This is a genomic window from Pseudomonas sp. AMR01, from assembly GCF_041946035.1.
In the GTDB taxonomy this organism is placed as follows: domain Bacteria; phylum Pseudomonadota; class Gammaproteobacteria; order Pseudomonadales; family Pseudomonadaceae; genus Aquipseudomonas; species Aquipseudomonas antarctica_B.
Genome location: NZ_JAUTYR010000025.1, coordinates 1 through 20,076 on the forward strand (window position 1 = coordinate 1; position 20,076 = coordinate 20,076).

Below are 20,076 nucleotides of genomic sequence, written 5' to 3' on the forward strand. Positions count from 1 at the left end.
AAGTGAATGGCCGCCTGCGGCGGTTCGCGAGCAAGCCCGCTCCCACAGGTGACCGTGTTTTAACTGAATAAATGCGGCCGAATGTGGGAGTCAGATTCAGGGCGAGTCGCCGGAGCAGGCTGCCTTGGCGGGGCATCGGTTGGCCAGCCGGGTAATTCAGGTGCCGGGGGCTTTAATTCCCAAGTGAATGGCCGCCTGCGGCGGTTCGCGAGCAAGCCCGCTCCCACAGGTGACCGTGTTTTAACTGAATAAATGCGGTCGAATGTGGGAGCTGGCTTGCCTGCGATAGCAGTCTCAAGCCTAACCCCTCAATCGCGGTAAAACACCTGCACCAGGTGATACCCAAACTTGCTCTTGATCGGCCCATGCACCACCCGCAAAGGCTTCTTGAAGATCACCGCATCAATCGCCCCGACCATCTGCCCTGGCCGCACCTCGCCCAAATCTCCACCGCGCTTGCCGGACGGGCAGGTGGAATACTTCTTGGCCAACACATCAAAGGCTTCGCCCTTGGCGATGCGCTGCTTGAGCTGTTCGGCTTCTTCGCCGGTTTTTACCAGGATGTGACGGGCTTGGGCTTTCATCTTGTTACCTTGCAACGCTCAAACGGAAGGGCGCGCGAGTATGCCTGAACTCACTCGACGACGTTGATCATGCTGCGGATTTTCGTCGCCAGCAGGTCGATGGAAAACGGCTTGGCGACCATGTCCATGCCTTCTTCCAGAAAGCCTTGACGCTCAGCGGCTTTCTCGGCGTAACCGGTCATAAACAACACGCGCAAGCCGGGACGATGCTGGCGGGCAATCTCGGCCAGTTGCCGGCCGTTCATGCCCGGCAGGCCGACGTCGGTCACCAGCAAGTCCACGCGCAAGTCCGACTCCAGCAACGGCAGTGCCGTGCGCGCATCGGCAGCCTGGTGTGCGGTGTAGCCCAGTTCATCCAGCACATTCACCACCAGCATGCGCACCGCCGGGTCGTCCTCGACCACCACCACCGCTTCGCCGGCCAGCGCCAACGGTACTTCGCTTGAATGGGCCGGCAAACTGCTTTCCAGCGCGGTGCCATGCAAACGCGGCAGATACAGGCGCACGCAGGTGCCTTGACCGGGTTCACTTTGAATCGTCACGTGGCCACCGGATTGCTGGGCAAACCCATAGATCATCGACAGCCCAAGGCCGGTGCCCTGGCCAATCGGCTTGGTGGTGAAGAACGGGTCGAACGCCTTGGCGAGAATCTTCGGTGCCATGCCGGTGCCGTTGTCACACACGCCGAGCATCACGTAGTCACCGGCCTTGACCGGCTCCAGGGTGCTGATGTCGGTGCCGTCGAGGTAGCTGTTGGCAGTTTCAATCAGGATTTCGCCGCCATCGGGCATGGCATCACGGGCGTTGATCACCAGGTTGAGCAGGGCGTTTTCCAGTTGGCTGGCGTCGGTATTGACCGGCCAGATATCGTGACCCAATTGCACCTTGAGCCCGATGTGCGCGCCTTTTGTGCGCCGGAACAAATCCTCCAGTGACACCACCAACTGGTTCGGGTCGAGCGGGCGACGGTCCAGCGACTGGCGCCGGGAAAACGCCAGCAGCCGGTGGGTGAGGGCGGCGGCGCGGTGTGCGGAGGACACCGCTGCGTCGGTAAACCGACCGATTTCGTCGCTGCGCCCGGCGGCGATGTAGCGCTGCATCAGGTCCAGGCTGCCAATGATGCCCGTGAGCATATTGTTGAAGTCATGGGCGATGCCGCCGGTGAGCTGGCCCACCGCTTCCATTTTCTGCGCATGGCGCAGGGCGTCTTCGGCGCGCTCGCGCTCGAACATCTCGTTTTGCAGGCGTTCGTTGGCCTCCGCCAGCGCCTGGGTGCGCTGGGCCACGCGTTCTTCAAGGTTTTCGTTGAGGTGGCGCAGGGCTTCTTCGGTGAGTTTGCGTTCGGTTTCATCGATCACAAAGATGTAAAACCCGTTCACCGAGCCGTCGCTGCTGAAGCGCGGCAGGTACTTCATCAGCGCATGGCGCGGGCGACCGTCGCGGTGTGGCGTGATGGTCATGAAGCTGCAGGCCTTGCCCTTGAGTGCGGCGGCGATCTTGTCTTCGCGCCCGGAATACACGTCATCGCCCAGCACTTCGCGGATGGTCTTGCCGTACAGCTCCTCGGGCGTCATGCCGTACCATTCCAGGTACGCGCTGTTGTTCAGGCGAAAACGCTGTTCGTGGTCGACATAGCCGATCAGCACCGGCATGGCGTTGATGATCAACTGCAGCTCGGTCTGGCTTTGGCGCAGGGCCTGTTCCGTGTGCTTGCGCTCGGTCAGGTCCAGCGCGGCACCCAAAAACCGCGTCGGGCGGCCCTGCTGATCCTTGTAGCAGCGGCCTCGGGCGAACACCCAGCGCACCTGGCCGTCGGCTTGCAGCAGGCGATATTCTTCCGCGTATTCGGTGCCAAAGGTGATGCAATGCTTGATGCTGCGCGCCACCGTGCCGCGGTCTTCAGGGTGCACGCCGTGCAGGTAGTCGCTTATCGGCAAGCGGCCGGCGTCACTGGGGTCGACGCCATGCAGGTAGGCGAAGTGGGCGTCGGCGATAAAGTGGTCTTCACCGATGTCCCAATCCCAAGTGCCCACTGCGTCAGTGGCGGCCAGCGCGAGTTGCAGGCGTTGTTCTGTGTTGTGCTGGGCTTTCAGGCTGTCTTCGGAGCGCTGTTGCAATTCAAGGGTTTTGCTGCGGCGCTCGTTGGTTTCGATGGCCGTGACCAGGATGCCGGCCACGTTGCCACTTTCGTCGCGGACCGGGCTGTACGTCAGATCGAGCCATATTTCGGCGTCGCGGTTATTGCGCTGCAGGACGAAGCGCTTTTCGCTGAAGGTGCGCACCTGGCCGCCGAGGACCGCCTCATAGACTGGCGCAGTAAAGCTTCGCAGCTCCGGCCAGGTTTCATGCGTCGCCTGGCCCATGGCCGCAGGGTGCTTGTTACCCGCCAGCATGGCAAAACTGTCGTTATACAGTTGGGTGAGTTGGTCGCCCCACAACAGCAGCATCGGCATCGGCGAGTGGACGACAATGTCGACCGCCGTGCGCAGGCTTTGCGGCCAGTCATTGGCCTCACCGAGTGGGCTTTGCGCCCAGTTCAGCCGCGCGATCAAGGCGGCAGCGCTGCCGGTGGATGTTCCATTCATGAAAAAGCCCTACGCGTAACGCTTTGAAAAATGACAAAGACCGATTATCCCGCGAGTCGGGAACGGCTGACTACCCCCGAAAAATAGCATGACTTGGGGCATTTTCTTCAAATGAGTGCGCCAGCGCTGAAACCTTTCATCAAAACGCCCAATTGTGGGAGCTGGCTTGCCTGCGATGGCGGCGTGTCAGTTGGCTAATGTGTTTCTGATTCACCGTCATCGCAGGCAAGCCAGCTCCCACATTTTGATCCGCTGTGTGTCGGACATCGGGGTTTACTGGGCCAGCCAGCCGCCATCGATGTTCCACGCCGCGCCGCGCACTTGGGCGCCGGCTTCGCTGCACAGAAACAGTACCAGTTCGCCCAACTGCGGTGGCGTCACAAACTCCAGCGATGGCTGCTTCTCTGCCAGCAAATCATGCTGGGCCTGCTGCGGGTCCACGCCTTTGGCCACACGGTCATCAATCTGCTTCTGCACCAGCGGCGTCAGCACCCAACCCGGGCAAATCGCATTGCACGTCACGTTACTGGTGGCCGTCTCCAGCCCTACCACTTTAGTCAACCCGATCACCCCATGCTTGGCCGCCACATACGCCGCCTTGCCCACCGAGCCCACTTGGCCATGCACCGAGGCAATATTCACGATACGCCCCCAACCCTTGGCTTTCATGCCCGGCAAACTCAGGCGCGTGCTGTGAAAAACCGCAGACAGGTTGATCGCAATAATCGAATCCCAACGCTCAGCAGGGAAGTCTTCCACGGCGGCCACATGCTGGATGCCGGCGTTGTTCACCAGAATGTCCACGCCGCCGAACTCGCGCTCTGCATAGGCGATCATGTCGGCGATCTGCGCCGGGTCGCTGACGTCCGCCGGGTGATGCCCCACCTTGACGCCAAGCGCCTGCACCTGGGCGACTACCGCGCTGGCGTCGCCGAAGCCGTTGAGGATCAGGTTCGCCCCGGCCTTTGCCAGGCTCAGCGCGATGCCCAAACCGATGCCGCTGGTGGAGCCGGTAACCAGAGCCGTCTTGCCGTTCAATGTCGTCATGAAAACCTCACACAATGCCGGTGGCGTAGAAAGTACCAATCACCACGAACACCGCGAGGGTCTTGATGATCGTGATGCCGAAAATATCCTTGCAGGATTCGCTGTGGGTCAAACCGGTCACCGCGCCGTTGTGGGGCAGGGTGTCCATGCCGCCGCTTCCACAATCGGGCGCCCCTACAGAGGAATGTGCGCCGCCGCCAAAAGCTCTTTGGTGTAGGCATGCTGCGGTGCTTCAAACACATCATGGCTGGCGCCGCGCTCCACCACCTTGCCGTCCTTGATCACGATCATGTCGTGGGCCATGGCACGCACCACGGCCAGGTCATGGCTGATAAACAGGTAGGTCAGGCCATACTTTTCCTGCAGTTCGCGCAGCAGCGCCACCACTTGTTTCTGCACCGTGCGGTCCAGCGCCGAGGTGGGTTCATCCAGCAGCATCAGCGCCGGCTTGAGCACCAGCGCACGTGCGATCGCAATACGTTGGCGCTGGCCGCCGGAAAATTCGTGGGGGTAACGGTGGCGGCTGTCGGGGTCGAGGCCGACGTCCTTGAGCACCTGAACCACCTGCGCATCACGCTCGGCCAGGCTGCACGGCGCGTGCACTTCCAGGCCTTCGCTGATGATCTGTTCCACGCTCATGCGCGGGCTAAGGCTGCCGAACGGGTCCTGGAACACCACCTGCATCTGCTTGCGCCACGGGCGCATTTGCTGGTGAGTCAGCGGGTCGAGCGCCTCGCCCTGAAAGCGGATGCTGCCAGTGGAATCCAGCAAGCGCAGGATCGCCTGGCCCAGCGTGGATTTACCCGAACCGGACTCGCCGACAATTCCCAGGGTTTTGCCACGCTGCACGCTGAGGCTGATGCCGTCCACGGCCCGCAACCAGGTTTTGCGCGTGAACAAACCGCCACTGAGCGGGAATTGCACAGTCAGGTCGTCCACCTGCAGCACCGCCTCGCGTGCGTCACTGCACAACGGCTCACCCGCCGGTTCCGCGTCCAGCAGCAAGCGGCTGTACGGATGTTGCGGCGCATTGAACAAGGCCTGGCAGTCGGCCTGCTCGACAATTTCCCCGGCGCGCATCACGCAGACGCGCTGGGCAATGCTGCGCACCAGGTTCAAGTCATGGCTGATCAATAGCAGTGACATGCCCAGGCGCTCTTGCAGAGACTTGAGCAGCAGCAGGATCTTGCGCTGCACCGTCACATCCAGCGCGGTGGTGGGTTCGTCGGCGATCAGCAACTCCGGCTCACAGGCCAGGGCCATGGCGATCATCACCCGTTGGCGCTGGCCACCGGACAACTGATGCGGGTAAGCCTTGAGCCGCTCCCGGGGTTTTTGAATGCCCACCAATTCGAGCAGTTCGAGGATGCGCGCCTGCGCCGCTTTGCCGCCCAGGCCCTTGTGCACCAGCAGGGTTTCGCCAATTTGTTTTTCGATGCTGTGCAGCGGGTTGAGCGAGGTCATCGGCTCCTGAAAAATCATCGCAATGCGGTTGCCACGCAGTTTCTGCAAGGTGCCGGTGGAGGCGCCGACCATTTCCTGGCCGCGATAGCGGATCGAACCTTTGGTTTCGGTGCCGGCCTCAGGCAGCAATTGCAGGATCGAATGCGCCGTCACCGACTTGCCCGAGCCCGACTCGCCGACCAGCGCCAGGCACTCTCCGGCGCGCACATTCAGGCACAGGTCTCGCACCACGGTCTGGCCGTTGAAGGCGACGCTGAGGTCGCGGATCTCGATCAGGTTGTCGCTCATACGGATTCACTCATGAACGGGGGTCGAAGGCGTCACGCAACGCCTCGCCGATAAATACCAGCAGCGACAGAATCAGCGCCAGGGTGAAAAACGCCGTCAGGCCGAGCCACGGTGCCTGCAGGTTCTGCTTGCCCTGGGCGATCAGTTCGCCCAGCGACGCGCTGCCGGCGGGCATGCCAAAACCGAGAAAATCCAGGGCGCTCAGTGTCGAAATTGCGCCAGTCAAAATAAACGGCAGGTAGCTCAAAGTGGCGGTCATGGCGTTGGGCAGGATATGCCGCCGGATGATCTTGCCATCGCCCAAACCCAACGCTCGCGCGGCCTTGACGTATTCCAGGTTGCGCCCGCGCAGGAACTCGGCGCGCACCACGTCCACCAGCGCCAGCCAGGAAAACAGCGCCATGATGCCCAGCAGCCACCAGAAGTCTGGCTCTACAAACCCCGACAGGATGATCAGCAGGTACAGCACCGGCAGCCCCGACCACACTTCCAGAATGCGCTGGCCAAGCAAATCGACCCAGCCGCCGTAGTAACCCTGCAACGCCCCGGCGGCTATGCCGATGGCTGCACTGATGGCGGTCAGGGCCAGGGCAAACAGGATCGACACCCGCGCACCAAAGATCACCCGCGCCAGCACATCCCGCGACTGGTCGTCGGTGCCCAGCCAGTTCACCGATGAGGGCGGGCTGGGGGCAGGGCGGCTCAGTTCGTAATTGGGCGTGTCGTCGCTGAACGGTATCGGCGGGAACAGCATCCAGCCGCCGTCCTGTTTAATCAGCTTTTGCACATAGTCACTGCGGTAGTCGGCCTGGAACGGCAACTGCCCGCCGAATTCCTGCTCGGTGTAGCGCTTGAACACTGGGAAATACAGCTCGTTCTTGAAGCTCAGCACCAAGGGCTTGTCATTGGCAATCAACTCGCCGCCAAGGGTCAGGATAAACAGGCCGATAAACAGCCACAGCGACCACCAGCCACGCCGATTCTTTTTGAACCGTTCAAAACGCCGACGGGCTACCGGAGACAGATTAAGCATCAGGCGTTCCTCGCGGCAAAATCGATACGCGGGTCCACCAGGGTGTAGCAGAGGTCGCCGATGAGTTTTATCAAGAGGCCGAACAGGGTGAAGATAAACAGTGAGCCAAAGACCACCGGGTAGTCTCGGGACACCGCCGCTTCGTAGCTCATGCGGCCAAGCCCGTCGAGGGAGAAGATCACTTCGATCAGCAGGGAGCCAGCGAAGAACACGCTGATAAACGCCTGGGGAATCCCCGAAATTACCAGCAGCATTGCGTTGCGAAACACATGGCCATACAGCACGCGACGCTCGCTCAAGCCTTTGGCACGGGCGGTGACCACGTATTGGCGGGTGATTTCATTCAGGAAGGAGTTTTTGGTGAGGATGGTCAAGGTCGCAAACCCGCCGATCACCAGCGCGGTGACGGGCAGTACCAAGTGCCAGAAATAATCGGCAATCTTGCCGACGGTGCTCAGTTCCTCGAAGTTCTCCGACACCAACCCGCGCACCGGAAACCAGTTCAGCGACGTGCCGCCGGCAAACACCACAATCAGGAACATCGCGAACAGGAACGCGGGCATCGCATAACCGATCACAATCGCCGTGCTGCTCCAGACATCAAAGCTGCTGCCGTGGCGCACCGCCTTGCGAATACCCAGGGGGATCGACACCAGGTAGGTGATCAATGTGGCCCACAGGCCAAGCGAAATGGTCACCGGCATCTTTTCCAGGATCAGGTCGATGACCGTCGAGCCGCGAAAGAAGCTGTTACCAAAATCCAGCCTGGCGTAGCTCTTGAGCATCAGCCACAGGCGTTCCGGGGCGGGCTTGTCGAAACCGTATTGTTTTTCGATGTCTTTGATCAGCTTGGGGTCCAGACCACGGCTGGCGCGCGAGCCGCTGCTGACGCCCTCGCCGGACGAACCACCGACATTGCCGCCGCCAATGCCTTGCAGGTGTGCGATGGCCTGTTCAACCGGCCCGCCGGGCGCGGCCTGCACGATCACGAAATTCACCAACAGGATGATCACCAGCGTCGGAATAATCAGCAGCAGGCGCCGCACGGTATAGGCGAACATCAGCGCGCACCTCCGCGTTTTTTCAGCTCGGCTGTCATTTGTTCATTCGTCAGTGGCGTGGGGCTGATTTCCCACCAGGTTTCCAGGGCTTCATCGTTCTTCGCCTCGATGGCCGGGCGGCCGAAGCGGTTCCACCACGCGGCGGACGTGCCGGGCGGGTAGTAGTTGGGAATCCACAGGTAACTCCATTGCAGCACCCGGTCCAGGGCGTGAGCGTAGGTGAGCATCTGCGCCTGGTTATTGGCCTTGACCAGGCCTTTGATCAGGCTGTCGACGGCCGGGTCTTTGAGCACCATGTAGTTGTTGGCGCCCGGGTCGAACGCGGCGCTCGAACCAAAATAGTTGTACAGCTCCAGGCCGGGTGACGTGGTCACGGGAAAGCCGATGACGATCATGTCGTAATCGCGCGTCATCAGCCGGTTCACGTATTGCGACGAGTCGATACGGCGGATGTTCAGGGTAATACCGATTTGCGCCAGGTTGCGTTTGTACGGCAACAACAGACGCTCCATGCCGGGCTGCGTATTAAGGAAGGTGAACTCAAGCGGTTCACCCTCGGCGTTCACCAGTTTGTCGCCCTTGGGTTTCCAACCGGCTTCTTCGAGCAGGGCCAGGGCTTGCAACTGTTTGTCGCGAATCATGCCGCTGCCATCGGTGACCGGCGCCTTGAAGACCTGGGTGAACACTTCGTCGGGCACTTGGCCGCGCAGCGGTTCAAGAATCTCCAGCTCCTCCTGTGTCGGCAACTGGCTGGCGGCCAGCGGGCTGTTGGAGAAGAAGCTCTGCTGGCGAATGTACAGGTTACGCATCATCTGCCGGTTGGCCCATTCGAAATCCCATAGCATTGCCAGCGCCTGGCGCACGCGGCGGTCCTTGAACATCGGTTTTTGCACATTGAACACATAGCCCTGGGCCGGTTGCGGCATCTCTTTGGCCAGGTGCGCGCGTTGCAGTCGGCCATCGTCGAGGGCCGGACCGTTGTAGCCGATGGAATAACCGGTGGCCGAGAACTCACGGTTGAAGTCATACGCGCCGCCGCGTAGCACCTGGCGCGCCACTTCGGTGTCGCCGAAATACTCAAGGCTCAGGTGATCGAAGTTGTACAGGCCACGGCTGACCGGCAAGTCCTTGCCCCACCAGTTCGGGTCGCGGGTGAAGGTAATGGTGTTGCCGGCGTCGATCTTGCTGACCTTGTACGGGCCGCTGCCCAGCGGGGCTTCGTAGCCGCCACCATTGGCAAAATCGCGAGTCTTCCACCAATGCTCGGGAAACACCGGCAAGGTGGCAATATCCAGGGGCAGGGTGCGGTTTTCGTTGCTGGAAAAATCGAAACGCACCTGGCGCTCGCCTTCGACTTCGACGTGTTTGACGTCAGCAAACAGGGTGCGAAAGCGCAAGCTGCCTTGGGTCATCAGCAGGTCGAAGCTGTAGCGCACATCTTCGGCGGTGATGGGCGTGCCGTCGGCAAAGCGTGCCTTGTGGTTCAGGTAGAAGCGCAGCGACAGGCCATCATCGGCGCGCTCCATCTTCTCGGCGACCAGGCCGTAGACCGTATAGGGCTCATCGAGGGAACGCTGGGCCAGGGGCGCATACAGCCAGCCATCAATTTGGGAAACGCCAATGCCTTTATCGATGTAGGGCAGTACATGGTCGAAACGCCCGATCTCGATGGCCGAACGTTTGAGGCTGCCGCCTTTGGGCGCATCGGGGTTGGCGTATTCAAAATGAGTGAAGCCGGCGGGGTACTTGGCCGGTTCGCCGTATACCGTGAGGTAGGGCTGCGGGGCCGCGATCACGGCCGAGCTGGCCAATAGCAGGGCCAGCGCAGTGCTGAGCAGTGGTGTGAAAAAAGCCAATCGCATTATCAGCCTTGAGCGCCGGGTAGAGAAAATAAGGACCTGTACGTTAACGCCATCTGCCTCGCCAGTCATCACATGCACAACGGCCCGCCAAAAGGCGGGCCGTTGTTTATAGCATCAGCGCAGACAGGATCAGTCCTGGCGGCTGGTGACTTCCAGCAGGTGGTAACCGAATTGGGTCTTCACCGGGCCTTGCACGGTATTGACCGGGGCGCTGAACACGACGGTATCGAATTCTTTAACCATCTGGCCTGGACCGAACGAACCCAGGTCACCGCCTTGGCGGCTGGATGGGCAGCTGGAATTGGCTTTGGCGATTTCTGCGAAATCAGCGCCGCCTTCGATCTGGGTCTTCAGTTCGTTGCACTTGTCTTCAGTGGAAACGAGGATATGACGGGCGGTGGCTTTTGCCATGGTGAGTAACTCCTTGAATTAAAAAGGGTGAGCCTACCCGATTCAGGTGGTTATTTCCTGGCAAAGTTCCCGCCGATTGCTCGAGCGGTTCAAGAGCGGGCCATGGCGCCGCTGCGAGTCAGCCAACCTATAAACAGCGCAAACAGTCCAGCCTGAGAATTGAACGCCCGCTTTGCCTTAAATTCTTACAGTCAGCCCTTTCAAGGTCTTTGGGAATCTGTCTGAAAGGGCGAACACTATCCCTGTGGCGAGCGGGCTTGCCCCGCGTTGGGCTGCGAAGCAGCCCCAAAACCAGCGCCCGAAGAATGCCTGACCCACCGCATTCTTCTTTCTGGGGTCGCTTCGCAACCCAACGCGGGCGGTGCGACGATTCGACAAGCCCGCTCGCCACAGGTACAGGAATCAGCCAGATATGGTCGATTTCCAAAGACCTTGAAACGGCTGATTCTTACAGTGCATGGGGTGCGTTTCCGGTGAAATATCCAGCAAACGCCGTTCGGGAAGGGTTCAGGCCAGCACGATATAGTCGTTCTGCTGGACTATCGGCCGGTGAGGACCCTGTACCAAGTGGATGTAACGACCGTCTACCAAGTCGATGGGCAGGCAATCGTCGATATCCATCACGGCGTCTGTATGCGGTTGGGACCACTGACGCAGCATCTGCTGCTTGCCCAGGTTCATCGCTTCCCGCGCAGTGCGGGCCACCACCAGCAGGTAATGGTGCGCCTCGCCAAAAGCGTTGGCCTCATAACCGCCCAGGTTGATGAAGTACAGGTGATGCGCGCCGGCCTGGGGCGCCAGAGGGCTGAGTTCGACTTTCCAGCCGTCGACGCCATCGACCATCATCCACGAATCGATGTGCACACCCTTGGGGCTGCCAAACCAACCGTCGCGCAATTGTGAATAAGTGCCCTGCAGCGTATCCGCCACAGCAAACACCACATCGTGAACTTCAATTTTGGCCCGTGGGTGCTTGCCCCCGAGCATGACGACAAACAGCATTGCAGGTTCTTCCCCGTGACTTGGCAGGGGCTAACCATACTTCGATTGAACCCTTTTGTCCGGTCAGTGCCACACTGTTAATCCGCCAATTCATCAGGAGATTGTCATGCGTACCATTGATCTGGCCGGCGTTCCCGTCCCTGTCATCGGCCAAGGGACCTGGCGCATGGGCGAAAACCCGGACCATCGCCGCGCCGAAGTGGCGGCGTTGCAACTCGGCATCGACGAGGGCATGACCCTGATCGATACCGCTGAAATGTACGGTGAAGGCGGCGCGGAAGAAATTGTCGGCGAGGCCATTCGCGGCAAGCGCGACCAGGTTTTTCTGGTGAGCAAGGTTTACCCGCACAACGCCAGCCACAAAGGTGTACCACGCGCCTGCGACGCCAGCTTGCAGCGACTGGGCACGGACTACATTGATTTGTACCTGCTGCACTGGCGCGGCCAGTACCCTCTTGAAGAAACCGTTGAAGCGTTCGAACGTCTGCGTGAAGCCGGCAAGATCGGCCGTTGGGGTGTCTCCAATTTTGATGTGGCAGACCTGCAGGAACTCGCGTCCCCCGTGTGCGCCACCAACCAAGTGCTCTACAACATCGAAGAGCGCGGTATCGAATTCGACCTGTTGCCCTGGTGGCAACAGCATCATTTGCCCTTAATGGCTACTGCCCAATTGCACAAGGCGGTGAGCTGTTGGCCAGCCCCACGCTCAAGCAGATCGCCCATCGCCATGACGTCACGCCTGCGCAAGTGTCTCTCGCCTGGGTCCTGCGCCAGGACGGCGTGATCGCGATTCCAAAGGCTGTTACACCTGATCACGTGCGGCTCAATGCCCGCGCCGCAAACCTCGTACTGGATGAGCACGACCTGGAGGCCATCGACCGCGTCTTCGGCGCGCCCAAACGCAAGCACCCGCTGGCGATGGTCTAGCCGCCAACCGGCAGGCACGGCGCCGTCCCTGGCGACCGTCCCTGCCGGTTTCGACCTTAACCGGCTACCGGGCTGCGCCAGTCATCCGAGCCGGAAGTGCCAGCCACTTCGTGGGTCCAGATGATCTTGCGATAGGTGAAATACACATCCTCCAGATGGGTGAAGTGGGCGTTGTCCGGGTCCTGGCAGTTGGGCATGCGCGATTGAATGTCCACGATGGTCGCGCCCTCCAGCTCAATGGTGAAGTAGTGCTCTTGAGTGCCGGCAGAAGAGGTGCGCAACCATTCCAGCCGGCACGACACTTCTTCGCCCGAGGTCAGCGCGCTGAACAGCAACGGTGAGGATTTATCGAAGACTTTGCTGATCATCAGGGGTTTATGAACCCGTTGGCCGGTGGGCTGGCCCGACTGTGGGTCGCGCGGGATGATCACCTGATGCGCAAACGCCTGCACGAGGATCTGGTCCTCGTGACCTTCCTGATAAATGTTGCCTACTGAGTCCTGGGTAAAAGTACCTGCCGTAATTAAACCTTGTTTGACGCCGGTGATTGAGAGGTACGCGGGTGTTGGCATTATTGGTTTCCTTGCCTGAATAAGTAGGTAGCCCCCACGGCGAATATACCGGGCGGGCAATAACCCCATAACAAGAAGCGTGCCTGAAATATCAAAAGCCAATGAAATAAGGAGGATGAGATTTTATTGGCTTATATGTTTATAGGATATACCGGTTTTAAAGGCTTTTTTGTGTTTGGCATTGCGCAAGTGTGCGCAGTTAGTTGCTCATGCGGTTTTCACGGGCGATTGATATCGTTGCAGCTTGAATAGGGCTGTTTTCAGAAAACAACCTGCGCATATATCTGCGCAGGCCTTTATTGGCGTGGCTTGTAGGAAATTACTTAAGTGCGATTGCTGCCCTTGCTCAAAACTTTTCAAGTGGCTAAGGTTCGCTAACTTCGCTGCAGGCCGAGCGAATATTAAATGGCATTCTGATGCGTAATTGTATTGCGCTAAGTTGGCCGTCTTCGTCTTGCATAGTTACGTGCGGTCCACAATGGTGTATTCAGACACGCTTTGCGCTTATTACCTTGAACTTGCCCGGCACCCTTGCTCGACAACGGAGTTTGCCGGCTGTGATATGCGCTTTTCTATCGAATACGAAACGTTGGAAGGCGAACTGTGCAAAGCACAATCGATTCATGGTGGCAGCCTGCCGGATTGGCAAAAGGTCAGCGATATCAGCGAGCGACTGCTGCGCGAACACTCCAAGGATCTTCGGGTTGCGGTCTGGTTGACCTGGGCCTTGCACCAGCGTGATTCATTTTCGGGGTTGCTGGCAGGCCTCGGTCTGTTGCTGGAGCTGTGTGAGCATCATTGGGCAGGCGTGTACCCGATCAAGTCGCGTACCCGATGCGCGGCCTTTGGTTGGTTAGTGTTGCGGCTTGACCAGCTGTTTGTGCAAAACATTTCGTTGACCGATCAGTTACCCGTGTTCCAGGCACTCCTGGAACACATCGTGCGCCTGGATGAGCTTTGGGGTAAGCGTCTGGGGGACGAAGCGCCTCTTTTGTTACCGATTCGCCGGCAGTTGTCAGAACGCTTGGCACTGGCCACGCAAGCCGCTTCTGAGCCTGCAGGTGTTGCCGGCGTCATCGCTCAGGTCAAGCAGGTCACTACGCAACTGCTTAAACCTGAACAGCCGATCAATAACGAAAAAGACGCCCAAAAAACAGTGCGTGCGTTGCAGGAGCAAGCCCGTCCCTTGTGTGCATGGTGGCTGCGCCAGAGCGCGACTGACCTGCGTGCATTGCGCCTGAGCCGAACGCTGGCGTGGCTCACACTCATCAACTATCCGGACGCCAACAGCGAGCGGGTAACGGCACTGCGTGCTCTTGCGCCAGACAAGCTCAAGCGTTACCAGGCACGTTTTATCCAGGGACAGTATGCCGACCTGTTGCTTGAACTTGAGGTCAGCGTGAGCGGTGCCTTGTTCTGGTTTGACGGCTTGCGCATGGTCTGGGAATGCCTCGAAGCGCTGCACGCACAGTTGGCCATGACCGAACTGGAAATGAATTTCGCCCTGTTGTTGCAGCGCCTGCCCAGCTTGCCTGAGTTCAGGTTTGACGACGGCACGCCCTTTGCCGACCCCGCGACCTGTGACTGGATAGCGCTGCATGTGGCTCGCCACCTGCCTAAAGCCGAACCCGCCAGTGTCGTGACCGATGCGAGTGCCGAGCCCTGGGAGGTTGCCTTGCAAGAGGTGATGTTCAGCCTGCGCCAGGACGGGCTCAAGGCCGCGGTTGCCACGCTCAAGCTTGGCCTGCAGGCGGCGCGCGGAGAGCGTGCCCGATTTCACTGGCGCCTGGCGCTCGCCAGGTTATGCGTGCGTGCCGGCAAACATGAGCTGGGCAAAATTCAGCTCGAACAGCTTGACCTTGAATTGCAGCACGCAGGCCTGGACCGCTGGGAGCCCGACCTGGCTTTTCAGGTCACCCGGCTCTTGTACCGCTGTTATGACCTTTTGCCGCAAGACCACGCCGTGCGCGAACGCCGGGAAGTCACCCATCGCAGGTTGTGCCACTTCGATCTGGAAGCAGTACTTGAATAGGCCTTCGAGCCCACTAAAAAAGGAGAAATACCATGGCCAAAGACGGTTCGGTTGCACCCAAGGAACGTATCAATATCACCTTCAAGCCCGCCACCGGCGGCGTGCAGGAGGAAGTGGAGCTGCCACTGAAGTTGCTGGTTCTGGGTGACTTTTGCGGGCGTGAAGACCCGCGCAAGCTTGAGGATCGAAAACCCATTGGTATCGACAAAAACACCCTTGATGACGTGTTGGCCAAGCAAGCGTTGAGCTTGACGTTAAGCGTACCCAATCGCTTGCAGGAGCATGCCGACGTTGAGGAGTTGGCCATCCAGGTCCGTATCAATTCAATGAAAGACTTCAACCCCGCCAATCTGGTCGAGCAAGTACCCGAATTGCAAAAGTTGATGGCGTTGCGTGAGGCATTGATGGCGCTCAAGGGACCTCTGGGTAATACCCCGAGCTTTCGCAAAGCCATTGAGCAGGCGCTGGCCGATGACACCTCTCGTGCGCGTGTACTCGCCGAGCTGGGACTGAGCAGCCCCACCGCCTGAACCTTTCAGTAAAAGGACACTGACACCATGACGATTACCCAGCACACCCCGCAGCCCGCACATACAGAGGGTGAGTACAGCATCCTCGACAATATCATCGCCCAGACATTGCTGAATGCCGACGATGAGGCGTACAGCATCGCCAAGCGCGGCGTCTCGGCGTTTATCGAGGAACTGGTCAAACCGCATAACCGTGCGGAGCCGGTGAAAAAACGTCTGGTCGACCGGATGATTGCCGAGATCGACACCAAGCTCAGCCAGCAAATGGACGAGATTCTTCATCACCCGGAGTTCCAGGCAGTGGAGTCGGCCTGGAAGGGCTTGCAATTGCTGGTGGACCGGACCAATTTTCGCGAAAACATCAAGATCGAGCTGCTGAATGTCTCACGTCAGGACCTGCTGGATGATTTCGAAGATTCGCCCGAAATCACTCAGTCGGGTCTCTACAAGCATATCTACAGTGCCGAATATGGTCAGTTTGGTGGTCAGCCTGTAGGCGCCATCATCGCCAATTATTTCCTGTCACCCAGTGCGCCTGACGTGAAGCTGATGCAATACGCTTCCAGCGTCGCGTGCATGGCTCACGCGCCCTTTATCGCGGCTGCCGGGCCGAGCTTTTTCGGCTTGGAAAGCTTCACCGGCTTACCCGATCTCAAAGACCTTCGGGACCATTTCGAAGGGCCGCAGTTTGCCAAATGGCAAAGCTTTCGCCAGAGCGAAGATGCGCGTTACATCGCCCTTACGGTGCCGCGCTTTTTGCTGCGAACGCCTTACGATCCTCTGGAGTGCCCGGTCAAAACCTTTGCTTATCAGGAGAACGTGGTCAACAGCCACGAACACTACCTGTGGGGTAACACTGCCTACGCGTTTGCCACTCGCCTGACCGACAGCTTCGCGCGGTTTCGCTGGTGCCCGAACATCATCGGGCCACAGAGCGGCGGCGCCGTTGAAGACCTGCCCTTGCATCACTTCCACAGCATGGGCGAGATCGAAACCAAGATACCGACCGAAGTCCTGGTATCTGACCGGCGCGAATACGAGCTGGCGCAGGAGGGGTTTATCGCCCTGACCATGCGCAAGGGCAGTGATAACGCGGCGTTCTTTTCCGCGAGTTCCGTGCAGAAACCAAAGACCTTCGGCATCAGCGAGGAGGGCAAGGCGGCCGAGCTCAACTACCGTCTGGGTACCCAGCTGCCGTACATGATGGTGGTCAATCGTCTGGCCCATTACCTCAAGGTGTTGCAGCGCGAGCAGTTGGGGTCGTGGAAAGAACGCACAGACCTGGAGCTGGAGCTCAACAAGTGGATTCGCCAGTACGTGGCCGATCAAGAAAACCCCAGCGCCGAAGTGCGAGGGCGCCGGCCCCTGCGGGCTGCGCGCATCGTTGTCAGCGACGTTGACGGAGAGCCAGGCTGGTATCGGGTTAACTTGAGCGTGCGTCCGCATTTCAAATACATGGGCGCAGACTTCACGTTGTCCCTGGTTGGAAAGCTCGATAAAGAATGAGCAGAGGCCAAGGGATGCACCTCAAAAACAGCCTGTTTGAACGGCTTGATCGCGATGCGCCAACCCAGGCCGGGAGCGTGGCGTCCGTCGCCGCGCACCTGGGGAAAATGCTCAGTACCCGCGCTGGCAGCGTCCTGACGCTGCCTGACTACGGTTTGCCGGACCTCAATGACATGCGCCTGAGCCTGCATGAGTGCCTGACCCAATCGCGCGTATTGATCGAACGTTTCATCCAGGCCTACGAGCCGCGGTTGGCGAATGTGCGCGTCAGCGTTTCGCCGCGCGTGGGTGAACCTTTGGCGCTGGCCTTTGCGATCGAAGCCGCGCTGATTGTTGACGGTGTTACTCAGCCTGTTGTGTTTCATGCGCACTTGTTGGATGCCGGGCGAGTAGAGGTGCGTACGGATGAGCTTTAATCGCTACTTCCAGAGCGAACTCAGTGCGCTGCGCCAACTCGGTCGGCGCTTCGCCGAGCGCAACCCCGCGTTGGCACCCTTTCTCGCACAAACGGGGCAGGACCCGGATGTCGAGCGATTGCTGGAGGGGTTTGCGTTTCTGACCGGTCGCTTGCGCCAAAAACTGGACGACGAGTTGCCCGAGTTGACGCATTCCTTGATGCATTTGCTTTGGCCCAACTACATGCGGCCGCTACCGGCTTTCAGCATTCTGCAATTTGATCCCTTGAAAACCGCAGGGCCGACGGTTCGCGTCGCCCGGGATACCGCCGTGGAAAGTGCAGCGGTTGAAGGTGAACGGTGTCGCTTTCGGACCTGTTACGCCACCGACGTTATGCCGCTGCAACTCAGTGGCCTGGATTATATAAGCCAGGGCGAAGGAGCATGGCTTGACCTGCGCCTGAGCCTGAGTGCCGAAGGCAGTTTTGCCGATCTGGCGTTTGACGCCTTGCGATTGCATCTGGCCGGTGACCGCTACGTCAGCCAGGGTTTGTACCTCAGCCTGCTGCGTCATCTGGACGGCATCCGCTTGCTGATGCTGGGCCGTGATGGCTTGCCGGTCCTAGGCGCCGACGGGGAACCCGTGAGCGTGCGCCTGCAGGCAGGTCAGGTCCGGGCGGTGGGGTTTTCGGAGGAGCAGGCACTGATCCCCTATCCGCAGAATACGTTCCGTGGGTATCGCCATCTGCAGGAGTACTTCGCCTTTCCCGACAAATACCTGTTTGTCGATGTCGAGGGGCTGAATGTGTTGCACACACTGCCCCATGAGCTGCTCCAGCAGGTGCATGGCATGGTGCTGCGCTTCGAACTCCGGGCCGAGAGTTACAAGGCCCAACGCCCGACGCTGGACAATGTGAAGTTGTATTGCACACCCATCGTCAATCTGTTCAAGCATGACGCAGTGCCCATTCGCCTGGATGGGAAGAGGGACGAGTACCTGCTGGTGCCGGGGGAATATACGCCGGGGAATGCGGGAGTATTTTCCGTGGACAGCGTCACCGGCTGGCGCCCGGGAGGCTTGGGTTATCAAGCGTACGTTGCGTTTGAATCCTTTGAACATGATTGCGATATCAACCCGTCAACGGCGCCCCCCAGCTACAGCATTCGCCAGCGCTCATCGTTGCAACACGGTGGCCTCGATACCTGGATGGGGTTTGGCGGCCACAAGGGCACAGGTCAGGAAACCCTGTCGATTGAACTGACCTGTACCAATGGCGACCTGCCCAGGCACTTGAAAGCCGGCGAGATCGACCAGCCCTGCGAGCAGGCGCCGGAGTCACTGACCTTTCGCAATATCACTGTGCCTACCGCGAGCTTTGCGCCGCCGCTGGATCAGGATTTTCTGTGGAAGCTCATCAGCAACATGTCGCTCAACTATTTGTCGTTGACCGACATCAACGCGCTGAAAGTGATCCTCGACACTTATGACCTGCCTCGCTATCACGATCGACAGGCGCAAAAAATCAGCGAGACCCGGCTCAATGCCTTGCGCTCAATCAGCCATCAGGCGGTTGACAGGCTGCACCGTGGGTTGCCGATCCGCGGTGTACGGGTGGACCTGACCGTCGACCCGCAGGGGTTTCTCGGTCAGGGCGACATGTTTGTGTTTGCGTGCGTCCTCAATGAGTTTTTCGCGCTCTACGCCAGCCTCAATTCGTACCACGAGTTGCGAGTCATCAGCACACAAGGAGACGTGTACCTATGGCCATCACGGATGGGCCAACAGCCCCTGCTTTGAACCCGTTGTGTCGAGTTATTCGCGAGCACACGCTGTTTCAGGCCGTACTGCAGGTGATGGAGCGATTGCGCGAGGCCCACCCGCTGATGGATGAAGACGCGTTGTATGACCAGCTGGAGTTTCAGGCCAATCCAGGGCTGGGGTTTGCTGCGCACGATATTGATCGTGTGGAGTTTTTTGTGGAGCGTGGGCAAATGCGGGCGCGTCTTCGGCTCAATATTCTGGGGTTGTTCGGGGCCGGATCGCCACTGCCGGCGTTTTACGGTGAACAGGCATTTGCCGAGCACCCAGGCGGCAATCCGACCCGTGATTTTCTCGACGTGTTTCATCACCGCCTGCAACGGCTGATGTTGCCGATCTGGCGCAAATACCGCTACCGCGCCCGCTTTCAAACTGGCGCCCGTGATGCGTTTTCAGAGCAGATGTTTGCGCTGATCGGCCTGGGTGGCACCGCGATACGTGGCGCCGTGCAACTGGACTGCAAACGCTTGTTGCCCTACTTGGGACTGCTGAGCTTGAGGGCTCATTCGGCCGCGTTGATCGAGACCGTGCTGCGGTATTACTTCAAGCATCCCTTGTTGTTCATCGAGCAATGGGTTGAGCGCACGGTGGAGGTCGCCTCCTGGCAACGCAATGATCTGGGCCGCGCCAACAGCGAACTTGGCCAGTACCTGGTGTTGGGCCAGCGGGTTGCCGACCGTAGCGGCAAGTTCAGGGTGCACGTCCTGGCACTGAGTTGGCAGCGCCTTCACGAATTCCTGCCCACGGGCGCGGGCTATCAGCCGCTGTGCTCGCTGGTGCGATTAACCACCCGGGACCCTTTGGAGTACGACGTACGGCTGGTGTTGGCCGAGGGCGAGATCAGGGCGTTGCACATTGGCGCGGCCAATGTCTGTCGCCTGGGCTGGACCAGTTGGTTGGAACACGAGCACGCCGATGGTGTGGTCACGCTTGCTGGCAACTTTCATTAGGGACCGAT

16 protein-coding genes and 2 pseudogenes are annotated in these 20,076 nt (G+C 59.5%); 7 read left to right on the forward strand and 11 right to left on the reverse strand.

Features of this window, described 5'->3' with window-relative positions; translation table 11 throughout:
* Positions 1-308 precede the first annotated feature (308 nt).
* The 10 genes and pseudogenes from Q7C20_RS19580 to Q7C20_RS19625 form a co-directional block, all read right to left on the reverse strand.
* Positions 309-584, reverse strand: a complete 276-nt coding sequence (locus Q7C20_RS19580; RefSeq protein ID WP_348060649.1) for a peptidylprolyl isomerase — start codon at positions 582-584, stop codon at positions 309-311.
* A 50-nt stretch (positions 585-634) separates the two neighbouring features.
* A complete protein-coding gene (locus Q7C20_RS19585) occupies positions 635-3,169 on the reverse strand; it encodes a PAS domain-containing protein (RefSeq protein WP_375069589.1) in 2,535 nt (844 codons plus the stop codon).
* Between the two features lie 273 nt (positions 3,170-3,442).
* Positions 3,443-4,216, reverse strand: coding sequence for a 3-hydroxybutyrate dehydrogenase (hbdH, locus tag Q7C20_RS19590; RefSeq protein ID WP_348062081.1), 774 nt, complete (start codon positions 4,214-4,216; stop codon positions 3,443-3,445).
* A gap of 7 nt (positions 4,217-4,223) precedes the next feature.
* Positions 4,224-4,373: pseudogene (locus Q7C20_RS19595) on the reverse strand (GntP family permease); the annotation flags it as partial.
* Between the two features lie 17 nt (positions 4,374-4,390).
* The gene (locus tag Q7C20_RS19600; protein WP_375069591.1) at positions 4,391-5,968 is read right to left on the reverse strand and encodes an ABC transporter ATP-binding protein; all 1,578 of its coding nucleotides are present in this window, start codon (positions 5,966-5,968) and stop codon (positions 4,391-4,393) included.
* 10 nt (positions 5,969-5,978) lie between these two features.
* A complete protein-coding gene (locus Q7C20_RS19605) occupies positions 5,979-7,001 on the reverse strand; it encodes an ABC transporter permease (protein ID WP_348062083.1) in 1,023 nt (340 codons plus the stop codon).
* Positions 7,001-8,062: a microcin C ABC transporter permease YejB gene (locus Q7C20_RS19610; protein WP_375069593.1), complete on the reverse strand. Its 1,062-nt coding sequence runs from the start codon at positions 8,060-8,062 to the stop codon at positions 7,001-7,003. The genes Q7C20_RS19605 and Q7C20_RS19610 overlap by 1 nt, the downstream gene beginning before the upstream one ends.
* Positions 8,062-9,924, reverse strand: coding sequence for an extracellular solute-binding protein (locus tag Q7C20_RS19615; protein ID WP_375069595.1), 1,863 nt, complete (start codon positions 9,922-9,924; stop codon positions 8,062-8,064). The genes Q7C20_RS19610 and Q7C20_RS19615 overlap by 1 nt, the downstream gene beginning before the upstream one ends.
* A gap of 129 nt (positions 9,925-10,053) precedes the next feature.
* Positions 10,054-10,335 (reverse strand): peptidylprolyl isomerase, encoded by a 282-nt coding sequence (locus Q7C20_RS19620; protein ID WP_375069597.1) that lies wholly within the window; start codon positions 10,333-10,335, stop codon positions 10,054-10,056.
* A gap of 507 nt (positions 10,336-10,842) precedes the next feature.
* Positions 10,843-11,337 carry a DUF1543 domain-containing protein gene (locus tag Q7C20_RS19625; protein ID WP_375069599.1) on the reverse strand — a complete coding sequence of 165 codons (495 nt, stop codon included), beginning with the start codon at positions 11,335-11,337 and terminating at the stop codon, positions 10,843-10,845.
* Between the two features lie 106 nt (positions 11,338-11,443).
* Here Q7C20_RS19625 and Q7C20_RS19630 point away from each other — a divergent pair.
* Positions 11,444-12,264: pseudogene (locus Q7C20_RS19630) on the forward strand (aldo/keto reductase).
* Between the two features lie 56 nt (positions 12,265-12,320).
* On the opposite strand, the gene Q7C20_RS19635 reads toward Q7C20_RS19630, so the two are convergent.
* A complete protein-coding gene (locus tag Q7C20_RS19635) occupies positions 12,321-12,836 on the reverse strand; it encodes an Hcp family type VI secretion system effector (protein WP_078742905.1) in 516 nt (171 codons plus the stop codon).
* Between the two features lie 478 nt (positions 12,837-13,314).
* Here Q7C20_RS19635 and tssA point away from each other — a divergent pair, with 478 nt between their 5' ends.
* The 6 genes from tssA to tssG are packed head-to-tail and all read left to right on the forward strand — an operon-like array spanning position 13,315 to position 20,068.
* Complete coding sequence (gene tssA, locus Q7C20_RS19640; protein WP_375069602.1) at positions 13,315-14,868, forward strand: type VI secretion system protein TssA; 1,554 nt, start codon at positions 13,315-13,317, stop codon at positions 14,866-14,868.
* Between the two features lie 32 nt (positions 14,869-14,900).
* Complete coding sequence (gene tssB, locus Q7C20_RS19645) at positions 14,901-15,398, forward strand: type VI secretion system contractile sheath small subunit (RefSeq protein ID WP_348057786.1); 498 nt, start codon at positions 14,901-14,903, stop codon at positions 15,396-15,398.
* Positions 15,399-15,425: 27 nt separating this feature from the next.
* Positions 15,426-16,904, forward strand: a complete 1,479-nt coding sequence (gene tssC / locus Q7C20_RS19650; protein ID WP_375069605.1) for a type VI secretion system contractile sheath large subunit — start codon at positions 15,426-15,428, stop codon at positions 16,902-16,904.
* Positions 16,905-16,918: 14 nt separating this feature from the next.
* Positions 16,919-17,320 carry a type VI secretion system baseplate subunit TssE gene (gene tssE / locus Q7C20_RS19655; RefSeq protein ID WP_375069606.1) on the forward strand — a complete coding sequence of 134 codons (402 nt, stop codon included), beginning with the start codon at positions 16,919-16,921 and terminating at the stop codon, positions 17,318-17,320.
* Positions 17,310-19,097 carry a type VI secretion system baseplate subunit TssF gene (gene tssF / locus Q7C20_RS19660; protein ID WP_375069607.1) on the forward strand — a complete coding sequence of 596 codons (1,788 nt, stop codon included), beginning with the start codon at positions 17,310-17,312 and terminating at the stop codon, positions 19,095-19,097. The genes tssE and tssF overlap by 11 nt, the downstream gene beginning before the upstream one ends.
* Positions 19,061-20,068 (forward strand): type VI secretion system baseplate subunit TssG, encoded by a 1,008-nt coding sequence (gene tssG / locus Q7C20_RS19665; RefSeq protein ID WP_375069608.1) that lies wholly within the window; start codon positions 19,061-19,063, stop codon positions 20,066-20,068. Before tssF ends, tssG begins: the two co-directional genes overlap by 37 nt.
* The last annotated feature ends 8 nt before the right edge of the window (positions 20,069-20,076 follow it).

What these genes read in the sequence shown, in the direction of transcription:
- Q7C20_RS19580 (WP_348060649.1), bottom strand. Translation starts at nt 584, where the DNA reads ATGAAAGCCCAAGCCCGTCACATCCTGGTAAAAACCGGCGAAGAAGCC.
- Q7C20_RS19585 (WP_375069589.1), bottom strand. Translation starts at nt 3,169, where the DNA reads ATGAATGGAACATCCACCGGCAGCGCTGCCGCCTTGATCGCGCGGCTG.
- hbdH (WP_348062081.1), bottom strand. Translation starts at nt 4,216, where the DNA reads ATGACGACATTGAACGGCAAGACGGCTCTGGTTACCGGCTCCACCAGC.
- Q7C20_RS19600 (WP_375069591.1), bottom strand. Translation starts at nt 5,968, where the DNA reads ATGAGCGACAACCTGATCGAGATCCGCGACCTCAGCGTCGCCTTCAAC.
- Q7C20_RS19605 (WP_348062083.1), bottom strand. Translation starts at nt 7,001, where the DNA reads ATGCTTAATCTGTCTCCGGTAGCCCGTCGGCGTTTTGAACGGTTCAAA.
- Q7C20_RS19610 (WP_375069593.1), bottom strand. Translation starts at nt 8,062, where the DNA reads ATGTTCGCCTATACCGTGCGGCGCCTGCTGCTGATTATTCCGACGCTG.
- Q7C20_RS19615 (WP_375069595.1), bottom strand. Translation starts at nt 9,924, where the DNA reads ATGCGATTGGCTTTTTTCACACCACTGCTCAGCACTGCGCTGGCCCTG.
- Q7C20_RS19620 (WP_375069597.1), bottom strand. Translation starts at nt 10,335, where the DNA reads ATGGCAAAAGCCACCGCCCGTCATATCCTCGTTTCCACTGAAGACAAG.
- Q7C20_RS19625 (WP_375069599.1), bottom strand. Translation starts at nt 11,337, where the DNA reads ATGCTGTTTGTCGTCATGCTCGGGGGCAAGCACCCACGGGCCAAAATT.
- Q7C20_RS19635 (WP_078742905.1), bottom strand. Translation starts at nt 12,836, where the DNA reads ATGCCAACACCCGCGTACCTCTCAATCACCGGCGTCAAACAAGGTTTA.
- tssA (WP_375069602.1), top strand. Translation starts at nt 13,315, where the DNA reads ATGGTGTATTCAGACACGCTTTGCGCTTATTACCTTGAACTTGCCCGG.
- tssB (WP_348057786.1), top strand. Translation starts at nt 14,901, where the DNA reads ATGGCCAAAGACGGTTCGGTTGCACCCAAGGAACGTATCAATATCACC.
- tssC (WP_375069605.1), top strand. Translation starts at nt 15,426, where the DNA reads ATGACGATTACCCAGCACACCCCGCAGCCCGCACATACAGAGGGTGAG.
- tssE (WP_375069606.1), top strand. Translation starts at nt 16,919, where the DNA reads ATGCACCTCAAAAACAGCCTGTTTGAACGGCTTGATCGCGATGCGCCA.
- tssF (WP_375069607.1), top strand. Translation starts at nt 17,310, where the DNA reads ATGAGCTTTAATCGCTACTTCCAGAGCGAACTCAGTGCGCTGCGCCAA.
- tssG (WP_375069608.1), top strand. Translation starts at nt 19,061, where the DNA reads ATGGCCATCACGGATGGGCCAACAGCCCCTGCTTTGAACCCGTTGTGT.